This is a genomic window from Sphingobium sp. GW821-FHT02B05, assembly GCF_059421905.1.
The window spans coordinates 910,663-930,896 of sequence record NZ_JBWKVW010000001.1; the positions used below are offsets into that span (position 1 = coordinate 910,663).

General features: G+C 64.5%; 16 protein-coding genes. 11 read left to right on the forward strand and 5 right to left on the reverse strand.

Annotated features, from left to right (window positions below; genetic code table 11):
* The first annotated feature begins 268 nt into the window (after positions 1-268).
* Entirely contained in the window at positions 269-1,519 is a 1,251-nt protein-coding gene (locus AC07UX_RS04635; RefSeq protein ID WP_495190799.1) for a lipoprotein-releasing ABC transporter permease subunit, read from the forward strand.
* Entirely contained in the window at positions 1,512-2,189 is a 678-nt protein-coding gene (locus tag AC07UX_RS04640) for an ABC transporter ATP-binding protein (protein WP_495190800.1), read from the forward strand. The genes AC07UX_RS04635 and AC07UX_RS04640 overlap by 8 nt, the downstream gene beginning before the upstream one ends.
* 7 nt (positions 2,190-2,196) lie before the next feature.
* On the opposite strand, the gene AC07UX_RS04645 is transcribed toward AC07UX_RS04640, so the two are convergent.
* Positions 2,197-4,005, reverse strand: coding sequence for a diguanylate cyclase (locus tag AC07UX_RS04645; RefSeq protein WP_495190801.1), 1,809 nt, complete (start codon positions 4,003-4,005; stop codon positions 2,197-2,199).
* Between the two features lie 139 nt (positions 4,006-4,144).
* Between AC07UX_RS04645 and dnaE the strand changes: the two genes are divergently transcribed.
* Together dnaE and AC07UX_RS04655 are read left to right on the forward strand one after the other, a co-directional pair.
* On the forward strand, positions 4,145-7,687 hold the full coding sequence (gene dnaE, locus AC07UX_RS04650) for a DNA polymerase III subunit alpha (RefSeq protein WP_495190802.1): 3,543 nt from the start codon (positions 4,145-4,147) through the stop codon (positions 7,685-7,687).
* A 68-nt stretch (positions 7,688-7,755) separates the two neighbouring features.
* The gene (locus AC07UX_RS04655; protein WP_495190803.1) at positions 7,756-8,001 is read left to right on the forward strand and encodes a hypothetical protein; all 246 of its coding nucleotides are present in this window, start codon (positions 7,756-7,758) and stop codon (positions 7,999-8,001) included.
* A gap of 1 nt (position 8,002) precedes the next feature.
* On the opposite strand, the gene AC07UX_RS04660 is transcribed toward AC07UX_RS04655, so the two are convergent.
* The 4 genes from AC07UX_RS04660 to AC07UX_RS04675 all read right to left on the reverse strand — a co-directional run bounded on the left by AC07UX_RS04660 (position 8,003) and on the right by AC07UX_RS04675 (position 12,237).
* A complete protein-coding gene (locus AC07UX_RS04660; protein ID WP_495190804.1) occupies positions 8,003-9,070 on the reverse strand; it encodes a PA0069 family radical SAM protein in 1,068 nt (355 codons plus the stop codon).
* A 121-nt stretch (positions 9,071-9,191) separates the two neighbouring features.
* On the reverse strand, positions 9,192-9,719 hold the full coding sequence (gene moaB / locus AC07UX_RS04665) for a molybdenum cofactor biosynthesis protein B (protein WP_495190805.1): 528 nt from the start codon (positions 9,717-9,719) through the stop codon (positions 9,192-9,194).
* Positions 9,719-11,512, reverse strand: a complete 1,794-nt coding sequence (locus AC07UX_RS04670; protein ID WP_495190806.1) for a lytic transglycosylase domain-containing protein — start codon at positions 11,510-11,512, stop codon at positions 9,719-9,721. Before AC07UX_RS04670 ends, moaB begins: the two co-directional genes overlap by 1 nt.
* The gene (locus AC07UX_RS04675; RefSeq protein ID WP_495190807.1) at positions 11,509-12,237 is read right to left on the reverse strand and encodes a uracil-DNA glycosylase family protein; all 729 of its coding nucleotides are present in this window, start codon (positions 12,235-12,237) and stop codon (positions 11,509-11,511) included. The genes AC07UX_RS04670 and AC07UX_RS04675 overlap by 4 nt, the downstream gene beginning before the upstream one ends.
* Positions 12,238-12,367: 130 nt before the next feature.
* Between AC07UX_RS04675 and AC07UX_RS04680 the strand changes: the two genes are divergently transcribed.
* The 7 genes from AC07UX_RS04680 to AC07UX_RS04710 are packed head-to-tail and all read left to right on the forward strand — an operon-like array spanning position 12,368 to position 20,198.
* Positions 12,368-14,020, forward strand: a complete 1,653-nt coding sequence (locus AC07UX_RS04680) for an electron transfer flavoprotein-ubiquinone oxidoreductase (protein ID WP_495190808.1) — start codon at positions 12,368-12,370, stop codon at positions 14,018-14,020.
* A 19-nt stretch (positions 14,021-14,039) separates the two neighbouring features.
* Positions 14,040-15,662 (forward strand): tetratricopeptide repeat protein, encoded by a 1,623-nt coding sequence (locus AC07UX_RS04685; protein ID WP_495190809.1) that lies wholly within the window; start codon positions 14,040-14,042, stop codon positions 15,660-15,662.
* Entirely contained in the window at positions 15,649-16,542 is an 894-nt protein-coding gene (locus AC07UX_RS04690; protein WP_495190810.1) for a 4-(cytidine 5'-diphospho)-2-C-methyl-D-erythritol kinase, read from the forward strand. The genes AC07UX_RS04685 and AC07UX_RS04690 overlap by 14 nt, the downstream gene beginning before the upstream one ends.
* Positions 16,539-17,255, forward strand: coding sequence for an N-formylglutamate amidohydrolase (locus AC07UX_RS04695; protein ID WP_495190811.1), 717 nt, complete (start codon positions 16,539-16,541; stop codon positions 17,253-17,255). The genes AC07UX_RS04690 and AC07UX_RS04695 overlap by 4 nt, the downstream gene beginning before the upstream one ends.
* Before the next feature lie 17 nt (positions 17,256-17,272).
* Positions 17,273-17,635: a hypothetical protein gene (locus AC07UX_RS04700; protein ID WP_495190812.1), complete on the forward strand. Its 363-nt coding sequence runs from the start codon at positions 17,273-17,275 to the stop codon at positions 17,633-17,635.
* Entirely contained in the window at positions 17,632-18,996 is a 1,365-nt protein-coding gene (locus AC07UX_RS04705; protein ID WP_495190813.1) for an NAD(P)H-hydrate dehydratase, read from the forward strand. The genes AC07UX_RS04700 and AC07UX_RS04705 overlap by 4 nt, the downstream gene beginning before the upstream one ends.
* The gene (locus AC07UX_RS04710) at positions 18,993-20,198 is read left to right on the forward strand and encodes a class I SAM-dependent RNA methyltransferase (protein ID WP_495190814.1); all 1,206 of its coding nucleotides are present in this window, start codon (positions 18,993-18,995) and stop codon (positions 20,196-20,198) included. The genes AC07UX_RS04705 and AC07UX_RS04710 overlap by 4 nt, the downstream gene beginning before the upstream one ends.
* Positions 20,199-20,234: the final 36 nt, after the last annotated feature.

A 20,234-nucleotide genomic window follows, 5' to 3' on the forward strand; every position in this document is an offset into this window, starting at 1 on the left:
TTGCTCGTCTCCCCCTTGGCCTGCCTCAACCGCCTCTTAGCCCCCTAAGCTCGAAGCGGGATGCAGTATCCCTGAACCACGGCCTTTTACCTGTGCTTCCGAAGCCTTGCTATGACTGGAGCAGGCCGCTGTCACTTGCAAAATCGGGCTGCTGTGATTTTCGGTCCGTCCCTGTGGCGGCAATGCAACAATCGGGCAATGCTTGCCGTTATGCCGGCTGATCCCTAGACCCGCATTCCTGTCACTATCGAAGGGCCGTTCGCGCCACATGATTCTATCCCGTTACGAACGCATGATCGCCAAACGCTATTTGCTGCCGGGCAAGGGTGAAGGCTTCATCTTCCTCGTCGCCGGCATCAGCCTGGTCGCGGTCATGCTGGGTGTCGCCGCGCTCATCATCGTCATGAGCGTCATGAACGGCTTTCGCGCCGAACTGTTCGACAAGATCGTCGGCCTCAACGGCCATGCCGTGGTGCAGGGCTATGGCGGTCGGCTGCCCGATTGGCAGTCGATCCTCAAGGAGGCGAAGGCGACGCCGGGCGTCACCAGCGCCACGCCGATGATCGATCAGCCGCTGCTGGCAACCTTCGACGGCCGGGTGGAGGCCATATTGGTACGGGGCATGACCGTGCCCGACATTCGCAGCAACAAGACGCTGAAAAGCAAGATACTGGCCGGCAACATGAACAATCTGGTCGCCAATGGCGGCAAGATCGGGATCGGGTCGCGGCTGGCGGAAAATCTTGGGATTCAGTTGGGCGACAGCCTGACCATCATCAATCCTGCGGGCCGTTCCACCCCGTTTGGCACGGTGCCGCGGCAGGTGGCCTATCAGGTCGCGGCCATCTTCGAGGTCGGCGTCTATGATTATGACAAGGCCATGGTCGTCATGCCGATGCAGGACGCGCAGACATTATTGCTGCTGGGCGACAAGGTGGGGATGATCGAGATCGAGACCGTCGATGCCGACAAGGTGGGCCAGATACTGGAACCGCTCGCTGGCAAGGTTGCCGGGCGCGCGGTCGTCACCGATTGGCGGCAGATGAATGCTTCCTTGTTTGAGGCGCTGGCGGTGGAGCGGGTGGCGATGTTCGTCGTTCTGTCTATCATCGTGCTGGTTGCGGTGTTCAACATATTGTCCTCGCTCATCATGCTGGTGCGGGCGAAGACGCGCGACATCGCGATCCTGCGCACGATGGGCGCAAGCCGGGTAGGACTGGTGAAGATCTTCATGACCGTCGGCGTGACCATAGGCACGCTGGGCATGGTAACGGGCATGATCGTGGGTTTCACCTTCCTCTTCTTCCGGCAGAGCGTGGTGAATTTCGTCCAGTTCGTGACCGGCCAGAATTTGTGGGATCCCTCGATCCGTTTCCTGACGGAACTTCCGTCGCAGCCCGATCCTGTCGAAATCGCCACCATCTGCGTCATGGCGTTGGTGTTCAGCTTCCTCGCCACGCTTTATCCGGCTTTCAAGGCCGCCAACACCGATCCTGTGCAGGTGCTGCGCTATGAATGATATCCTCAAGGTCACCGGCCTTACCCGCAGTTTCACGCAGGGCGGCGTCACCATCGATGTGTTGCGCGGCGTCAACCTCAACGTCGGGCCGGGCGAGATTGTCGCGCTGCTGGGGCCGTCGGGTTCCGGCAAGTCCACCCTGTTGCAGGCGGTCGGCCTGCTGGAGGGCGGGTTCGACGGGTCCATCCGCATCGCCGGCGAAGAGGCGGCCAAGCTGGACAATGACGGGCGCACCCGATTGCGCCGGGACGCGCTGGGCTTCGTCTATCAATTCCACCATCTGCTGCCCGATTTCAACGCGACTGAAAATGTCATCTTGCCCCAGGTGATCCGGGATGCGGAGATGCCGGCGGCCAAGGCGCGCGCGGAATTGTTGCTGACGTCGCTGGGGCTGGGCCATCGGCTGGACCATCGGCCGAGCCAATTGTCGGGTGGCGAGCAGCAGCGCGTCGCCGTGGCGCGAGCGCTGGCCAATCGCCCCGCACTGGTGCTGGCGGACGAACCGACCGGCAACCTGGACGAACAGACGGCCGACGTCGTGCTGGGCGAATTTTTGCGGCTGGTGCGTGAGGAAGGATCAGCAGCGCTGGTCGCCACGCATAATGAAAGGCTGGCGCAAAAGATGGACCGGGTGGTTCGGCTGCATGCCGGCGTGCTGGAGGGGGCCTAGGCCCCTATCAAGCCGCAGCCGTCGCGCCATCCCGGACGGTGGCCACCAGCACGCGGTCGCGGCCTTCCGCCTTGGCCCGGAGCAGGGCAGCGTCGGCGGTCTGAAGCAACCGGTCGGCGCGGCCATGATCGGGGAAGGTGGCCAGGCCGAAGCTGGCGGTGATAGCGCCCAGTTCCCGGCCGCGATGTTCGATCCGCAACTCCTGAAGTCGGCGCTGGATCTGGATGGTGCGGCCAAGCGCCTGATCCAGGCTGAAGCCGGGCATCAGCACCACGAATTCCTCACCGCCCAGACGGAAGGCATGGCCGTTCTCCCGCAGGGCGTCGGACAATATGGTGCCAACCGCGCGCAGCACGGCGTCGCCGGCGTCATGACCGAAACTGTCGTTGAACCGCTTGAAATGGTCGATATCGACCATCAGGCAGGTGAGCGGCGAATGGTTGCGCTCCGCCTCGCTGACCAGAGCTTGCAACATGATGTCGAACTGGCGTCTGTTGGGCAGGCCAGTCAGCGCGTCGGCCATCGCCATGTCGCGCAACACATCGCGCAGGCGCAGGTTGGCGAGGGCAAGGCCGATATTTTCGGCCAGCATTTCCAGATATTTACCGCTACGTTCCAGATGGTTGGCGTTCGCGTGGACCGGCTCCTCATAATAGAGCATGCCGATACTCTCGCCTTGGGCCGCGAGCGGGATGCAGATGGTGCTGATCGCGCCGATGGCATCCAGATGGTCGCACGGAATATCGACCATGTCGCCGATCGGACGATGGGTCTGGCCACGGCGTAGCGCCCAGCAGGCCGAGGGTGGAAATTCGGTGCGGGAGTAAGCGGGGGAAAGCCAGTCGCAAGCCTGCGTCATGGCGTTCCGGCGAATATCGTGGATGTAGAGGCGGCCGGGGAAGTCGGGCGCGATTTCCGGGGCGAAGCGGCGAACCACCTCCACCAGATCGGAAACGCTGTCGCACCCCTGCAAGCGCTGGGTCAGGCGGGACAGGAGGTCGCGCATGGTGCGGTCGGCATCACGTTCCTGCTCCAGACGTTGCCGTTCCAGGCCGTTTTCGCGGAAGATGCGGATTGCATGCGCCATGTCGCCAATCTCGTCGACATGGGCGCTATCTGGCGGAATGGCGTCCCAATCCTGCGCGGCAAGGCGCGTGACGACGTCGCTCAGGCTGACGACGGGGCGCAGGATGCGCTGTTTCAGCACGAAATACAGGACGCACAGGAACAGGAGGGCGGTGATGCCCAGCATTATTTCGGACATGGTGCGCCATTGGCGAGCGGTATCGGTCGCGCGCGTCACCGCATGGTCGGTGCGCTGGTCCAGCATATATTGGAATTTGCCGACTTGCGCGGCCACGCGGTCCAGTTCGCGACCATATTCGTCACCGAACAGGATCGTGCGGCCGGTCTTGTCGTCGCCGGCCTGCGCGGCGCGGATGGCGGCATCCTGCTCGTCCGTCAGCGCGTCGGACCAGTGCAGCGCCTGACCCAGGGTGGCCAGTTCGGCTTCATTGGCGCCGGCGTCATGCAGATGGGCGATGCGCTGCTCGACCGACTTCAGTGCGTCTTTCTCACGGCGATAGGCGATCAGGTGGCTGGGATCGCCGCTGATGATGAAGCCACGCGCCTGTTCGGTCAGGCGATAGACATCCTCCTCAAGCGTGGCGGTGGCCTGATCGAAGGCCGCCCGTTGCGCCACGGCAGCGCGCTCGCGCTCTTCGGCGCCCGAAGCCATCAACATGGTGGTGCCCGAAGCGAGTGTCAGGGCGACGGTGGCCCCATAGGCCCAGTTGGTGATGGTGGACAGACGCATGATGCGGACCAGCCTAACGCAGACAGGTTGGTATTGGGTTAAGGATGTTCACGGCCATATGGTTCGGCCGGCCGCTTTACCCACAGATTTCGTGGCGAAGGGGGTGGGCCGAATCGCGCGGCATCCCTAGATTGGTGCAATGCCTCATGCCCCGTTCGTTCCGCTGCGCGTTTTTTCCTCCTTCACCATGCTGGAAGGGGCGATCGACCCCAAGAAGATCGCCAAACAGGCGAAGGCTTTGGGCTTCCCGGCGGCCGCGATCACGGACCGGAACGGTCTTTATGGGTCGATGGCCTTTTCCGACGGGTGCAAGGATGAAGGCGTGCAGCCGATCATCGGCGCTATGCTGGGGATATTGCGGCCCGGTCGGCCAGCCAATGCGCCACCGGTACATGACTGGATCGCGCTCTACGCGCAGGACGCTGGCGGGTACGACAATATCTGTGCGCTCGTATCGATGGCGCATCTGGACCGTCCGGTCGAGGAAGTGCCGCATGTCACCATCGATGCGCTGGAGGGACGGACCGACGGCGTCATCGCACTGACGGCCGGCGGCGAGGGCGCGCTGGCGCGGTTGTTCGCCGAAGATCAGCCCGATGCGGCGGTCGCCTATGTCGAGCGGCTGGAGGCACTGTTTCCCGACCGGCTCTATATCGAGATATGCCGGCGGCTGGATCCCGTAGAGGGTAAGGCAGAACCGCAACTGCTTGAACTGGCCTATGATCGCGGCCTGCCTTTGGTCGCGACCAATCCGACCTGCTTTGCCGAGCCGCATTTCCATGCGGCGCATGACGTGATGCTGTGCATCGCCGACAGCGCCTATGTCGAAACGCCCGATCGCCGCACCAGTTCGCCCGACGCCTGGATGAAACCGGTGGGCGAGATGAAGCGGTTGTTCGAGGACTTGCCCGAAGCGCTGGCGAACACACTGGTCGTGGCGCAACGCTGCGCCATTGCCGCGCCCAAGCGCAAGCCGATCCTGCCCAGCCTGGCGGGCGATATCGAGGGCGAAAGCATCATGCTGCGCGATCAGGCGACGGCGGGGCTGGAGGCGCGGCTGGCCAAGGCCGGGATCATCGGAGAGGACGCGCGCAAGCCCTATTTCGACCGGCTGAAGTTCGAGACGGATATCATCATCCAGATGGGATTTCCGGGCTATTTCCTGATAGTGGCCGATTTCATCAAATGGGCGAAGGATCACGATATTCCGGTCGGGCCGGGCCGTGGATCGGGCGCTGGGTCGCTGGTCGCATGGTCGCTGACCATCACGGACCTCGATCCGTTGCAACTGGGCCTGCTGTTCGAACGCTTCCTGAACCCGGAACGTGTGTCGATGCCCGATTTCGATATCGACTTTTGCGAAACGCGGCGCGGCGAGGTGATCCGTTACGTCCAGCAGAAATATGGCGCGGATCATGTGGCGCAGATCATCACCTTCGGTAAGCTGAAGGCGCGCGCGGTGCTGAAGGATACCGGCCGCGTGTTGCAGATGAGCTATGGGCAGGTCGATCGGCTCGCCAAGCTGGTGCCAAACCATCCGACCGATCCCTGGACGCTGGAACGATCGATGAACGGCGTGTCCGAATTCCGCGCGGAATATGACAATGACAATCAGGTCAAGCGCCTGATCGATTATGCGATGAAGCTGGAGGGCTTTCCGCGCCACAGTTCCACCCATGCGGCGGGCGTGGTGATCGGCGACCGGCCGTTGCAGCAACTGGTGCCGCTCTATCGCGATCCGCGATCGGACATGCCGGTGACGCAGTTCGACATGAAATATGTCGAGGGCGCGGGGTTGGTGAAATTCGACTTTCTGGGCCTGAAGACGCTGTCCGTGTTGCAGAAGGCGGTGCAGTTGCTGGCGGCGCGCGGCGTGCATGTCGATCTCGACACGCTGGCCTGGGATGACGAGGCGGTTTACGAACTGCTCCAGCGCGGTGACACGGTCGGTGTGTTCCAGCTGGAATCGGAAGGTATGCGCAAGACGCTGGCGGCCGTGCGCCCGACCAATTTCGGGGACATCATCGCGCTGGTGTCGCTGTATCGTCCAGGCCCGATGGACAATATCCCGATGTTCGGTCGCCGCAAGAACGGCCAGGAAGACATTGAATATCCGCACATTTTGCTGAAACCGATCCTTGAAGAAACCTACGGTATCTTCGTTTACCAGGAACAGGTGATGCAGGCCGCGCAGATCCTGGCCGGCTATAGCCTGGGTGACGCCGACCTTCTGCGCCGCGCCATGGGCAAGAAGGTGAAAGCGGAGATGGACGCGCAGCGCTCCCGCTTCGTGGAAGGGTGTGCGCGCAGCGACATCAAGCCGGCCAAAGCGAACGAGCTGTTCGACTTGATCGACAAGTTTGCCGGCTATGGTTTCAATAAGTCGCACGCGGCGGCCTATGCGCTGCTCGCTTATCAGACAGCGTGGTTGAAGGCGCATTATCCGGCGGAATTCTACGCCGGATCGATGGCCTTCGACATCCATCTGACCGAAAAGCTGACCGTGTTCGTCGATGATATGCGGCGCATGGGACTGACCTGTCTGGCGCCTGACCTCAACAGGAGCGAGGCGGATTTTACCGTCGAGGCGGTGCCTTGCGAGGGTGAGGACAAGAGGCTCGGCTTTGCCGTGCGCTATGCGCTGGGCGGGCTGAAAGGCGTGGGCGAAAAGGCGATGGAGCAGCTGGTCGCCGAGCGTGCGGCGAGGGGGCCGTTCAAGTCGCTCGATGATTTCGCCGATCGGATCGAACCGCGTCTGCTCAACCGGCGGCAGTTGGAAAGCCTGGCAGCGGCAGGGGCGTTCGACGCCATCCATGCCGATCGCGCCGGGGTACATGCGGCAGCGGAGACGATCCTTTCGGTGGCCTCCAGCAATGCGCAGGCGCGCGAGAGCGGGCAGGGGGGGCTGTTCGGCGATGTCGAGACGCCCCATGCCGACGTGCGAATCCCGCCGCATCAGGCCTGGACGGTCGCGGATCGCATGGCGCAGGAAAAGGAAGCGTTCGGCTTCTATTTCTCGGCGCATCCGGTGGATCGCTACAAGCATCTGGCCGACGCGCGCGGGGCAAAAAGCTATGGCCTGATCTGCCAGTCGCCCATGCCTGCGCCCAATGCCGAAGGGCGGTCGATGACGATCATGGCGGCGATGGTCGAGGATGTGCGCTGGCGTGAGACGAAGCGCGGGGCGCGCTATGCCAATGCGACCTTCTCCGACCAGAGCGGGCAGTTCCAGGCGAGCTGCTTCGACGAGGAAGCGTGCAAGGCGATCGAGGAACTGTCGAAGGACGGCGATTGCGCGCTGCTGATCGTGGAACTCGATCGACTGCCGGGCGAGGAGACCCCGCGCGTCACGGTGCGCGGGGCCGAGCCATTCCGGGCGATTGCCAGTGCTTCGCGGATGGAGTTGACGGTGGACATCGACACTGTGCAGGCGGTCGAGGCGCTGGCGGCGTTGCTGGCGGGTGCCGGAGGCGGGCGCAGCGAAGTATTTTTGCGCGCGCCGGTGGGCAATGGACAGGCGGCGAAGCTGTTTCTAGGCGATCGGTACAGCCTGGGCGCGGATCAGATCGACGCGATCGCGACGATCCGGGGGCTGACGGTCCACAAGTTCGAGCGGATGGACGTAAAGGCGGACGGTTATCGTACCAAGATGCGGCGGCAGGCGATGCGGCTGGCGGGATGAGGCATTTGCCACGCAACGACAGGGTCAAAGGCTTGCGGTCGCACAGCGGCAAAGATATCGGGTCACCGTTGGTTGAGCCTGCCTTCCGTTCCGACAACGACCTGCACCAGTGGCGTTACGAAATGGGCATGATGGCCGCCATTACGGGGAGCCTGCTCAGCGCAGCGGGTTATTTCGACATGGCTCCTCGGTTCTGGCCACTCATTCTTTTTCCCGCCTTAGCCTTTTTTGCCTTTTCACGCTGGCAGGGGTGGCGCAGCAAAAGCCGTGGCAAGCGCTTCAGCCATTATGAAGACGTCCTGCTACGCCGTTGATCTAAAACAAACGCATCTGCGCGCCTTCGGGTGGGTGGAAGAGGTCGGTGCGCAGGGTCAGGCGTTCGGCACCGAGGCCAGCGCGTTTGCGCGCCTTTAAGAAGCGGGTGCGGATGAGGTCGGCCCAGACGCCCTGACCACGCATCCGCGTGCCGAAATCCGGATCATTGTCCCGCCCGCCGCGCAGGTCGCGGATGATGGCCATCACCTTGCCGGCGCGGTCGGGATAATGGGCATCCAGCCAGGCGCGGAAGAGCGGGGCGACCTCATGTGGGAGGCGGACGGGGATGTAGGTGACTTCGCGCGCGCCGGCCCCTGCGACGCGGGCGACGAGCGCTTCGATCTCATGGTCGGTGATGGCCGGGATGATGGGGGATATGCTGGCGGTGACGGGGATGCCGGCCTCCGCCAGTCGGCGGATCGCCTCCACCCGGCGGAGCGGATGAGGTGCGCGCGGCTCCAGCGTGCGCGCGACGGCGGGGTCGAGACTGGTGACGGAGAGGACCACGGCGACCAGCCCGTCGCGCGCAAGATCGGCGAGCAGGTCGATGTCGCGCAATATGCGGTCGGACTTGGTGGTGATATAGGTCGGGTGTCGGGTTTCGACCATGATCTCCAATATCGAACGGGTGATGCCCCAGTCCTTTTCGATCGGCTGATAGGGATCGGTGTTGGTCCCCATGGCGATCGGCGCCACGACGTAATTTTTCCTCGACAATTCGGCGCGGAGCAGTTTTGCGGCGTCGGGTTTGGCGAACAGCTTGGTTTCGAAATCCAGCCCCGGCGAAAGGTCATGATAGGCATGGGAGGGCCGGGCAAAGCAATAGATGCAGCCATGCTCGCAGCCCCGATAGGCGTTGATCGATTGGCTGAAGCCGATGTCGGGGGATTGGTTGCGGGTCAGGATCGTGCGGGGATGCTCGATCGTGACCTGTGTTCGGGTGCGGGTGGCGGGGCCGTCAATGTCGCCGATCGCGTCCAGCCAGTCGCCGTCCGCTTCGCGCTGCGGCAGGTTGAAGCGGCGGCTGTCGCCGTTTGATGTTGCGCCCCTGCCTTTCTCGATCGCCATGAGTGATGAGAACATATAAGGAACGAAATGTCAACTGAGACAGCGAGTGAGACAGTTAAATGATATTCGTTCGAGCGATATTTCGGACGATTAGTTAGCTAACTAATCGATAAAAAACTTTTCATCGCTCGGTCAGGCGGGGCATCAGTTCCACGAAATTGCAGGGGCGGAAACGGCTGTCCAGCTGGGTGACCAAAATGCCGTCCCATGCGTCCTTCACCGCGCCAGTCGAGCCCGGCAGCGCGAAGATATAGGTGCCGCGCGCGACGCAGGCGGTGGCACGCGATTGGATGGTGGAGGTGCCGATGCTCTGGAAACTCAGCCAGCGAAACAGTTCGCCAAAACCGGGAATTTCCTTGTCCTGCACCTGGGCCAGCGCTTCGGGCGTGACGTCGCGGCCGGTGACGCCGGTGCCGCCGGTGGTGAGGATGACGTCGATGTCGGGATCGTCGATCCAGGCATGGAGGCGCGCGACGATGGTGGATTTATCGTCGCGCTCGATATAACGGGCAGCAAGGATATGACCTGCGCTCTCCAACCGCTCGACCAAAGTGTCGCCGGAGCGATCCTCGGCAAGGCTGCGCGTGTCCGATATGGTCAGCACGGCGATGCGAACCGGGATGAAGGTCCGGCCCTCGTCGATCGGCATCAGTCGGCGCCACCGCCCGCAGAGGCATTTGGGGCCCCGCGACCGTCGGCCTTGCTCAGGCGGACGAGCTTCACGCCCTTCGCATTGGGGAAGGTCGGCCACAGGCCCTGCGCCATGCCGGTCAGGCAGTCGGCGCTGCCCTTCGCCTGGATCTGGTACATCCAATAGTTGCGCATGACGATGTTCACATAAGCGCGGGTTTCATAATAGGGCAGCGATTCCATGAAGAGCAGCGGATCGCCCTTGTCATGAACCTGCGTGTTCCAGCGATCGACGGGCAGCGGACCGGCATTATAGGCGGCCATCACCTTGGGCAGCAGGCCGCCGGTGGCGCTCATGTCGCGCAGCGATTCCAGATAGCGCTGTCCATATTCCATGTTGGTCGAGGGCACGAACAGTTGCGCCGCGTTGCTGAGGCCCACATCGCCGGCCGTGCCGGGACGCACCTGCATCAGGCCGCGCGCGCCGGCGCTGCTCACAACATCGGAGCGGAAGCCGGATTCCTGAAGGGTATGGGCATAGATTAGCGAGGGATCGACACGCCAGCCGCCATCGGGGCGCCAGTCGGGCGCGGGGAAGCGGGCGAAGCTGTCGGGCTGCTTGCCGGCCGGGCCGTTATGGGCAAGCCAGAGCTGGGTGGCGGGCAGGTTCAATGCGCTGGCAAGACGGAGCAGCGCGTCATATTGATCGCCGCCGCCGATCTTCGCCTGATAGCGGATGAGTTCGTCGGCCCGCCCATTGTCGCCGATCGCCGACAAGGCGATGGCGGCGCGGGCATTGGGGCTGTTCTTGAGCTTTTGCCATTCCAGCGCGCCGAAACGGCTGCCGACGGGGGCGCCACCCAGCGGCAGGCCCAGCGATTCACGGGCCAGCAGGCCGTAGAAGGTTTCGTCGGAACGTGCGGCCTGCTTCAGATAGTTGGCGACCTTTTCCGCTTCGCCGCAGACCATATAGGCGCGCGAGGCCCAATAGGCGCCGGCCGATCGCATGTCGGCGTCCCCCGCAAGGGCAGCGACGTTGGCGAAGGCGGGGGCGGCGGCGCGGCAATCATTCTGGCGCCATGCTGCCAATCCGGCGGTCCAGTGCGCCTGCACGGTCCAGTCGCCGCCGGTACGGGTTTCCAGCGCGCGCGCGGCCATGCGGCGGGCGTTGGTGTCGTCATTCTCGATATAATAGGCCCAGGCGACCCGTTGGCGTACTTCGGTCAGGCCTTCATTGGTCAGGCCCGCTTCGCCGGTACCCAGCAGCCCTTCGGCGCCGATCGGGTCGTCATTCTTGACATAGGTCTGGATCTGGCCTGCGAGCGCCTGCGCCAGCATATCCGTCTTGGTCGCGGCGACATATTGGCGGCGGGGGGCGGCGCCCAGCCACACCATCTTCTGGATCTGCGGCAGGGTGGGCAGGATGGTTGCGCCGCGCCGTTGCGCGAGGCGGGAAAGCTGGTCCGCCTTGGGCAGCCAGGCGGCCTTGTTGATGAGGTCAAGCAGGTCGAACAGTTCGACCTTGGGCGACCCCTTAGCCAGATAGAGTTCCGACAAGGCGAGCGGGCGGACGGCGTCCTGGCTGTCGAGCGTGGCGATCATCGCCCTGGCATCCGTCCATTGCTGGGCCTGGAGCGCGGTGAAGATGGCACGGTAGCGGGCCTTGTCACCGTCGCTCAGTTGCAGTGGGGAAGTTTCAGCGGAAAGGGATGTCGGCAGGACCGGGGTCGTTTCGGCCTTTGCGGGCAGTGTGACGGCAAGGCCCATCGCGATCAGGGCAAGGCGGGATATTTGGGTCGCGGCGCGAATCACGGACGGGCTTCCTCGATCAGGCTTTGCAAGGTGCGCCAACATTCCGCCTTGGCCGCGGGCTGGGTCAGCAGCAGGCGGGGGTGGAATGTGGCAATGGCGGGCACAATGCCGCCATCATGGTTAAAGTCGTGTAAACCGCTGGCGGCCGCGCCGTCGCTGGTCGGAAGCAGCGCACGGATCGTCCGATCGCCGAGCAGCAGCAGGCGGCGCGGCCGGGCCAGCGCAACATGGGTGCGCATCCGGTTGGCGGCGGCGGTAAGGTCCGACGCTTCCACCATGCCGCCGGGGGGGCGCGTGGTGAAGAGCGACGCGAGATGGATGGCGTCGCGGTCGAGGCCGATGGCGCGCAGCATGCCTTCGAACAAAAGCCCGGCACGATCGGCCAGCAGACGCCCTTCGCCCAGGTCCGCCGGGTCGGGCAGGTCGGTGACGACCATAAGCCCGGCCTGCTCCTTGCCGACCGGCGCGATCTGCGTGCCGGACCAGCGCCGTTCGGGCTGCGCGGGATCATTGGCAAGCCAGTCGAGGAACGATTCGAGCGTCTGGGGCTTATGTATGGCAGGAGCCACGGAAATGGCGTTGTTCGCGGTCGCAGGAAGGGCAGAAATGGGACGCAGCCAGTTGAACGGCGCTTCCGTTACGGCACCATCCACCCCGGCCAGTTGCCACCATGCCAGATAGGCATCGGCGCACACTGCCGCATCATCCTGCAATAAACCCCGCATCACAATCAGCTAGGGCCAGAGGTTGACGATCGGGTCAAGGTGCTTCATCGCCTTGGGTGGTAAACTGTTGGACTAATGCGGCGATCGGAAAAGACGGGGTGCAGCCCGCCGGTGCCGAATGGAGGGATGAATGAGCGAACGGGAATCGATGCCCTATGACATCGTCATTGTCGGCGGGGGACCGGCAGGGCTGTCTGCGGCGATCAGGTTGAAGCAACTGGCCGATGCAGCCGGCCAGGAACTGGCGGTATGCGTGCTGGAAAAGGGGTCGGAAATCGGCGCCCATATCCTGTCCGGGGCAGTGATCGATCCCAAGGCGCTCGACGAATTGCTGCCTGAATGGCGGACGCAGGGCTGTTCGCTGGCGGATGTGCCGGTGACCGACAATCAGCATTGGTTCCTGACCAAGACCGGCAAGATCGCCATGCCGCACATCATGACGCCGGGCTCGATGCACAATAAGGGCACCTATACCGGGTCGCTGGGCAATCTGTGCCGCTGGCTGGCGGAGCAGGCCGAGGGGCTGGGCGTCGAAATCTTCCCCGGCTTCGCGGCGGCGGAAATCCTCTACAATGAAGATGGCAGCGTGAAGGGCGTGGCCACCGGTGACATGGGCATCGATCGGGAAGGCAATCGCAAGGGCGATTATCAACCCGGCCTTGAGCTGCATGCCAAATATACCTTCTTCGCCGAAGGTGCGCGCGGCCACCTGACCAAGATATTGAAACGCCAGTTTGCGCTGGACGCGGACAGCGAGCCGCAGGTCTATGGCCTGGGCATGAAGGAATTGTGGGATATCGACCCCGCGCTGCATCAGCCAGGACTGGTGATCCATTCGCAGGGCTGGCCGCTGACCGACGCCTATGGGGGTGGCTTCCTCTATCATCAGGCCAATGGGCAGGTGGCATTGGGCTTCGTGGTGGGCCTTGGCTATCGCAACCCGCATCTCTATCCGTTCGAGGAATTCCAGCGCTGGAAACAGCATCCGGAAATCCGCAAGTTCCTGGAGGGCGGGCGCCGCGTGTCCTATGGCGCGCGGGCGATCAACGAGGGTGGCTGGCAGTCCATTCCCAAGCTGGTGTTCCCCGGCGGCGCGCTGATCGGCTGTTCGGCCGGCTTCGTCAACGTACCCCGGATCAAGGGCACGCATACGGCGATGAAGTCGGGCATGCTGGCGGCCGAGGCGGCGTTCGAGGCGATCCAGAATGAGCGCGCCCGCGACGTGCTGGACGATTATGAACTGCGCCTGCGCTCCAGCTGGATCGCGACCGAATTGCAGCTGGTCAAGAATGCCGAGCCGCTGCTCAGCAAATTTGGCGGAACTATCGGCACGCTGCTCGCGGGCATCGATATGTGGATGCGCACGCTGAAGATCGGCCTGCCCTTCACGATGAAGCACAAGGCCGACAATGAGAAGATCTGGCCCAAGGACGCCTGCACGAAGATCGACTATCCCAAGCCCGATGGCGTGGTCAGCTTCGATCGCTTGTCGTCGGTCTTCCTGTCGAACACCAACCATGAGGAGGACCAGCCGGTCCATTTGCAGCTGAAGGATCCCACGATCCCGATCAGCTACAATCTGCCCCTTTATGACGAACCGGCGCAGCGTTACTGCCCCGCCGGCGTCTATGAAGTGGTCGGTCAGGAAGAAGGGCTTGCCCGTTTCCAGATCAACGCGCAGAATTGCGTCCATTGCAAGACGTGCGACATCAAGGACCCGACCCAGAATATCAATTGGGTCGTCCCCGAAGGTGGCGGAGGACCGAACTATCCCAATATGTAAGCGCCTGATTTCTTTGTTGATGCTGGCGACCCCGGCTGTCGCCGGGGCGTCGGTGGAACCTGACGGCGCGCTTCACGCCTATGCGCGGGCACGGATGGCGGATGGCGATGGCGCACTGACGCTGGCGGTAGCCAGCTATCGCGAAGCGTTGAAGCAGGATCCGGCGCGGATCGAAATTGCACGTCGCTCCTATGCGCAGGCGATGGAGAGCGGCGATCGGTCGTTGGCGCGGCAGTCGGCGGCGCTGCTGGATGCGGCTGGCGCCCTGCCGCGCGACGGAACGCTGATGATGATCGGCGAGGCGCTGACGGCGAAAGACTGGGCCGGTGCGCAGGCGATGACCGACCGGATGGTGGAGGAAGGCAATTTCGCCTTTCTCGCGCCGATCATCCGCAGTTGGATATCGCTGGGCGAAGGCCGATATGCGCCGGCGGCGATCGACGGCAAGGATCGGTTCGCGGCGCTGGGGCTGCGCTATGCCGACGAACATATGGCGTTCCAGGCGCTGGCGCAGCGCGATCTGGCGACGGCTGTTCCGGCGATCCGCAAGGCATTGGCCATCAGGATCGGTGACGGCGCGACATTAAGACTGGCCTTCGCAGGGCAGTTGGCAGCGCGCGGGGCCAAGGCGGAAGCTTTGATGCTGCTGCCCGTGGGCAGCGCCAATTTCGCGCGGGCGCGGGCGGACATAGAACAGGGCAAGCTGCCCAAATCATTGCGCGCCGGGGCGACACCGGCCCAGGGGTTTGCCCGGCTGCTGTCGCGGCTGGCGGTGGATGTGTCGGCCGACGCAGGCGCATCGACATTGGGGCTGCGTCTGGCGCGGATCGCGACCTTTGCCGATCCCGACGGCGCGGACATCCATATCGTGGCGGCGCGGCTGCTGACCGCGCAGGATCATGCGGCAGGTGGCGCAGCCGAAGCGGGCAAGGTGCCGGCCAAGGATTGGTATGCCCCGTTGGCGCAGGCAGAGCTGATCGATGCACTGGCGGCGGCCGGCGATATCGATGGCGCCTTGACGCTGGCGCGCCTTCAGGCGGCGGAACCGGGCGCGGAGGCAGAGCGGCAGGTGCGGCTGGGCCGGTTGCTGTCGCAGAAGCAGGATTTCGATGGCGCGGCGGCGGCCTTCCACGCGGCGCAGGCCGGCTTCGCCCCGGACCAGATGCCGTGGACGTTGTTGCTGTTCGAGGGCAGCGCGCTGGAGCAGGGCAAAAGATGGGACGAGGCACGCGCCGTGCTGGAGCGGGCTGCGACGATGGCGCCGAACGAGCCGGTGATCCTCAATTATCTGGGCTATGCGCAGATCGAGCGGCGGCAGAATGTCGAGGCGGCGCTTGCGTTATTGAAGAAGGCGAGCGCGCTCAAGCCCCAGGATGCCTCCATTACCGATTCGCTGGGCTGGGCGCAGTTCGTGACTGGCAATGTTCAGGATGCGGTGCCGGTGCTGGAGCGGGCGGCGGCGGCCGCTCCTACAGACAGCACGATCAACGAGCATCTGGGCGATGCGCTATGGGTGGCCGGACGCCGTTACGAGGCACGCTATGCCTGGGCCGCCGCCTCGGTCTTTGCCGAGGGCGATGTCGCAGAGCGGCTGGCAGCAAAGCGCAAGGAGGGGATGAGGCCCGAATATGCCGCACCCTGATATGGCGCTGGATGCGGACGCGGGGTCGCGGCCAGTGAAGGAAGTCGCCTATGCCAAGGTCAATGTCGCTCTGCATGTGCGGACGCGGCGTGACGATGGCTATCATGCCCTGGAAAGCCTGTTCGTCTTTGCCGACCATGGCGATGTGTTACGGGCCTGGACGAGCGAGGATGGCGCGATCGACCTGACCATCGACGGGCCGTTCGGCGCGGCGCTGGATGCCGGCGCGGACAATCTGGTGGTGCGGGCAGCGCGCGCGTTGCAGGCCTATCTGGGGACAGAGCGCGGCGCGGCGATCCGGCTGACGAAAAATTTGCCGGTGGCATCGGGGATCGGTGGCGGGTCGGCGGATGCCGCCGCGACGTTGCGCTTGCTGGCGCGGCTGTGGGATGTGCGGATCGATCCGGCGGAGCTGGCCGGATTGGCTTTGGATCTGGGTTCTGACGTCCCGGCCTGCGTCGCGAGCGTGACGCAGATGGTCAAGGGGCGTGGCGAACGGCTGGCCCGCCATGCGATCGACGGGTTGGAAGGACTGCCGATGCTGTTGGTCAATCCGGGCGTCGGCGTGTCGACCGCGCAGGTCTTTGCCGGATGGGACCGGGTGGATCGCGGGGCGTTGGATGCGGACAGTCTGGACGCCTTGTGCGCAGACGGACGCAATGACCTGGAGGCGCCGGCGCTGGCCGTGGCACCGGTGATCGGGGATGTGCTGGCGATGCTGGCGGCGCAAGAGGATGTGCTGCTGGCGCGCATGTCGGGATCTGGCGCCACCTGCTTCGCGCTGTTTCGCAGTGAGGCGGCGATGGCCGTCGCGGCACGGGCGGTGGCGCAGGCCCATAGCGATTGGTGGACGATGGAAACGCGGATCAGAAGCGCATGACGCAAGCCTATGAACAGATCGACGGCGGCGGGCTGGACCTGCTGATCGTCGCGGACCATGCGTCCGCCCATGTGCCGGCGGATATTGACCTCGGCATCGACCCGGCATTGCTGAACGAGCATATCGCGGTCGATATCGGCGTGGCCGCGGTCAGCCGGTTGCTGGCCGCACAACTGGGTGCGACGGCGATATTGGGCGGCGTGTCGCGGCTGGTGATCGACCTCAATCGTGAAGAGGATGCGCCCGGCCTGTTGCCGGTGATGAGCGATGGCCATGCCATCGCCGGCAATCGCGGCGCGAACCTGAATGATCGGATGATGCGGTTTCATCATCCCTATCATCATCGTGTCGCGCAGTTGCTGGATAGGATGACGGCGCCGTTCATCCTTTCGGTGCATAGTTTCACGCCGAAGCTGGCGAACGACCCGGATCAGCCGCGGCCTTGGGATATCGGCGTGCTGTATAATCAGGATGATCGTGCGGCGCGGATCGCCATTCCGATACTGGAAGCGGCGGGGCTGAATGTCGGCGACCAGTTGCCCTATGCCGGGACATTGCTGAATGCGACCATGAACCGCCATGCCGAGGCCAATGGCATCCCCTATCTGGGCGTAGAGATGCGGCAGGATCTGGTCGGCGATGCCGAGGGTCAGGCGCGTTTTGCGGCGATATTGGGACCGGTGGCGCTGGCTTGCAGGTGCGCGCTGGCATGAGGCGGATCGGTTGTGCAATGATTGCGCTGGCGACATTGGCCGGCTGCAATGAACAGGCGCCGTCATCCTCGCCGGGGCAGACTGGCACGGCGGCAGAGGCCGAGCCGGTCGATGATGGCAAGGCGGATTGCGCGCTGGGCGGGTCGCAGGACTGGACCCGTGACTGTGTGGTCGAACGGGCGGGCAAGATGCTGACGCTGCGCCACCCGGATGGCGGATTCCGGCGCTTTCGCGTGCTGGACGACGGGCGCGGGCTGGAGGCGGCTGATGGCGCGGAAGCGGCGAAGCTGACGATATTGGACGACAGGCGGATCGAGGTGGTTGCCGGGGGCGATCGCTATCGGCTGCCGGCGCATATCGGCACGGTTGACGGAAAATGAGTGGCGGGCCGATCCTGACGGCGGCGCAGATGCGCGCGGCCGAGCGGGTGGCCTTCGACGCGGGCGTCGATGATTTTGGATTGATGGAGACGGCCGGCGCGGTTGCGGCGGAGATCATCTGGCGCGCCGGGCATCAGCGCGATGCGTTGATATTGTGCGGTCCGGGCAATAATGGTGGCGACGGTTTCGTGATTGGGCGGTTGCTGCGCGAGCGAGGCGTGGCGGTGCGGGTCGCCGCGTTGGGCGAGAGCCGTACCGCGTCGAGCCAGCGTGCGCGGGCGGCGTGGGACGGGCCAGTCGAGAATATCATGACTGCCGCGCCGGCGGGGCAATTGGTCGATGCGCTGTTCGGCACCGGGCTGACCCGCGGCCTGGACGATGCTGTGGCGGAGCGCCTGTGCCAACTGGCCGGGGCGGCGACGATCAGCCATGCGATCGACCTGCCGAGCGGCGTGGATACCGATAGCGGCGCCTTATTGTCCGTCGTGCCGCGCTTCGAAACGTGCATTGCGCTGGGGGCGTATAAGCCCGCCCATTTGTTGCAGCCGGCCGCCGCATATAGGGGGCGGCTGGTGCTGGCGGACATCGGGATCGCCGTTCCGAGTGCGGTACATCGACTGGATGCGCCTGCTTTGATTGCGCCGGGGGCACAGGCGTACAAATATACGCGCGGACTGGTGGCGGTGGTGGCGGGCGAAATGGTGGGCGCCGCCTGCCTGTCCGCCGAAGCGGCTGCGCGGTCGGGTGCGGGTTATGTTCGATTGATCGTCGATGGACATGTACCAGCGTTGAGCCATGCCATCGTGAAGAGCGCATCTCCCGATTCCAACCGCGCCAAGGCGGTTCTGGTCGGGCCTGGGCTGGGGCGCGATGATGCAGCCTGGGACAGGCTTGCCGCCCTGGCCGACACCGATGTGCCGTTGGTCGCCGATGCCGATGCGCTTTGGCTCTTGGCGGATAAGGGTTTTGCCGATTTGCCCCGGCCAGCCATCATCACGCCGCATGAGGGCGAATTTCAGCGGCTTTTCGGCGATCTGCCGGGCAGCAAGATCGATCGGGCGCTGGCGGCGGCGCGATCGTCCGGCGCTGTGGTGGTCTATAAGGGAGCGGACAGCGTAGTCGCTGCGCCCGATGGCCGGGCGGCGGTGGATTGCGGGGCGTCTTCCTGGTTATCGACGGCGGGAACCGGCGATGTGCTGGCGGGACTGGCGGCCGGACGGCTGGCGGCGACGGGCGATCCGTTCCGCGCGGCGTGCGAGGCGCTATGGTTGCACAAGGAGGCGGCGCGGCGGGCCGGCCCGGCTTTCGTCGCGGATGATTTGCTTGCCGTGCTGCCAGCGGCTATCGCCGCGCGATTGTGACAGACAGCGACTTAGACACCATCATCCGCATCGCCGCCAAGGGCGACGGCATCACGGCCGACGGCCGCCATTTCCCGCTGACCGCGCCGGGCGACCGGATCGGGCCGGACGGCAGCGTCATTTTCGGCGTGCATCATGTCGAGCCGCCCTGCCGCCATTTCCCGGCCTGCGGCGGATGCCAGATCCAGCAACTGGATGACGAAAGCTACGCCGATTTCGTGACCGGGCGGGTCGTGGGCGCGCTGGCGGGTCAGGGGTTGACGTCGGCTATCGTGCGCCCGCCGCATATCTCGCCGCCGATGACGCGGCGGCGCGCGTCGCTGCGGGCTGCGCGGGCAGGCCATCGCATCGCGATCGGTTTTGCCGAGGAAGGCAGCCATAAGCTGATCGATCTGGACATGTGTTCGGTGCTGGACCCGAAGCTGTTCGAATTGCTCGCACCTTTGCGGGGGCTGCTGGCGACGATCCTGCCGGACAAGCGGGCGGCGCATGTGCGCATGTCGATCATCGACCAGGGCATCGACCTCTTGCTGGAGGGCGTGAAGGTGCAGGGGCTTGCTGCCGACGAGGGGCTGGGCGATTTTGCGCGCCGCCATGCCCTGGCGCGGCTGACCATCGACGAGGGCGACGGGCCGCAAACGCGCTGGGAGCCCGAAGCAGTGACGGTCAGTTTCGGTGGCGTGCCGGTCGGTTTCCCGCCCTTCGCCTTCCTGCAAGCCACGCCCGATGGCGAGGCGGCGCTGGTCGGTGCGGTGCGGGATGCGCTACCGGACAGGGGCGCGATCGCCGATCTGTTTGCGGGGCTTGGGACGTTCGCGCTTGCGCTGGGCCAGGATCGACCGGTCTATGCCGGGGAAGGCGCACGCGATGCGATATTGGCGCTCAAACAGGCCGGCGCACAGGCGCAGCGGCGGATGGTGGCGGATCATCGCGACCTGTTCCGTCGCCCGCTGACCCCGCAGGAGTTGAATCGCTTTGCTGCCGTGATACTGGATCCGCCACGCGCGGGGGCGAGGGAGCAGGTTTTGCAACTGGCCGCGTCCACCGTGCCGACGATCGCCTATGTGTCGTGCAATCCAGCCAGCTTCGCGCGCGATGCCGTGCATCTGACGACGGCGGGCTATAGACTAGAGAGCGTGAAGCCCGTGGGGCAGTTCCGCTGGACCACCCATGTCGAGCTGGTGGGCATCTTTCGCAGATAAGAAAAATCCCCCGCCGCTTGGGGAAGCGGCGAGGGA

Bases quoted from the DNA above. Each gene is read 5' to 3' on its own strand.
- AC07UX_RS04635 (WP_495190799.1), top strand. From the start codon at position 269: ATGATTCTATCCCGTTACGAACGCATGATCGCCAAACGCTATTTGCTG.
- AC07UX_RS04640 (WP_495190800.1), top strand. From the start codon at position 1,512: ATGAATGATATCCTCAAGGTCACCGGCCTTACCCGCAGTTTCACGCAG.
- AC07UX_RS04645 (WP_495190801.1), bottom strand. From the start codon at position 4,005: ATGCGTCTGTCCACCATCACCAACTGGGCCTATGGGGCCACCGTCGCC.
- dnaE (WP_495190802.1), top strand. From the start codon at position 4,145: ATGCCTCATGCCCCGTTCGTTCCGCTGCGCGTTTTTTCCTCCTTCACC.
- AC07UX_RS04660 (WP_495190804.1), bottom strand. From the start codon at position 9,070: ATGGCGATCGAGAAAGGCAGGGGCGCAACATCAAACGGCGACAGCCGC.
- moaB (WP_495190805.1), bottom strand. From the start codon at position 9,719: ATGCCGATCGACGAGGGCCGGACCTTCATCCCGGTTCGCATCGCCGTG.
- AC07UX_RS04675 (WP_495190807.1), bottom strand. From the start codon at position 12,237: ATGCGGGGTTTATTGCAGGATGATGCGGCAGTGTGCGCCGATGCCTAT.
- AC07UX_RS04680 (WP_495190808.1), top strand. From the start codon at position 12,368: ATGAGCGAACGGGAATCGATGCCCTATGACATCGTCATTGTCGGCGGG.
- AC07UX_RS04685 (WP_495190809.1), top strand. From the start codon at position 14,040: ATGCTGGCGACCCCGGCTGTCGCCGGGGCGTCGGTGGAACCTGACGGC.
- AC07UX_RS04690 (WP_495190810.1), top strand. From the start codon at position 15,649: ATGCCGCACCCTGATATGGCGCTGGATGCGGACGCGGGGTCGCGGCCA.
- AC07UX_RS04695 (WP_495190811.1), top strand. From the start codon at position 16,539: ATGACGCAAGCCTATGAACAGATCGACGGCGGCGGGCTGGACCTGCTG.
- AC07UX_RS04700 (WP_495190812.1), top strand. From the start codon at position 17,273: ATGATTGCGCTGGCGACATTGGCCGGCTGCAATGAACAGGCGCCGTCA.
- AC07UX_RS04705 (WP_495190813.1), top strand. From the start codon at position 17,632: ATGAGTGGCGGGCCGATCCTGACGGCGGCGCAGATGCGCGCGGCCGAG.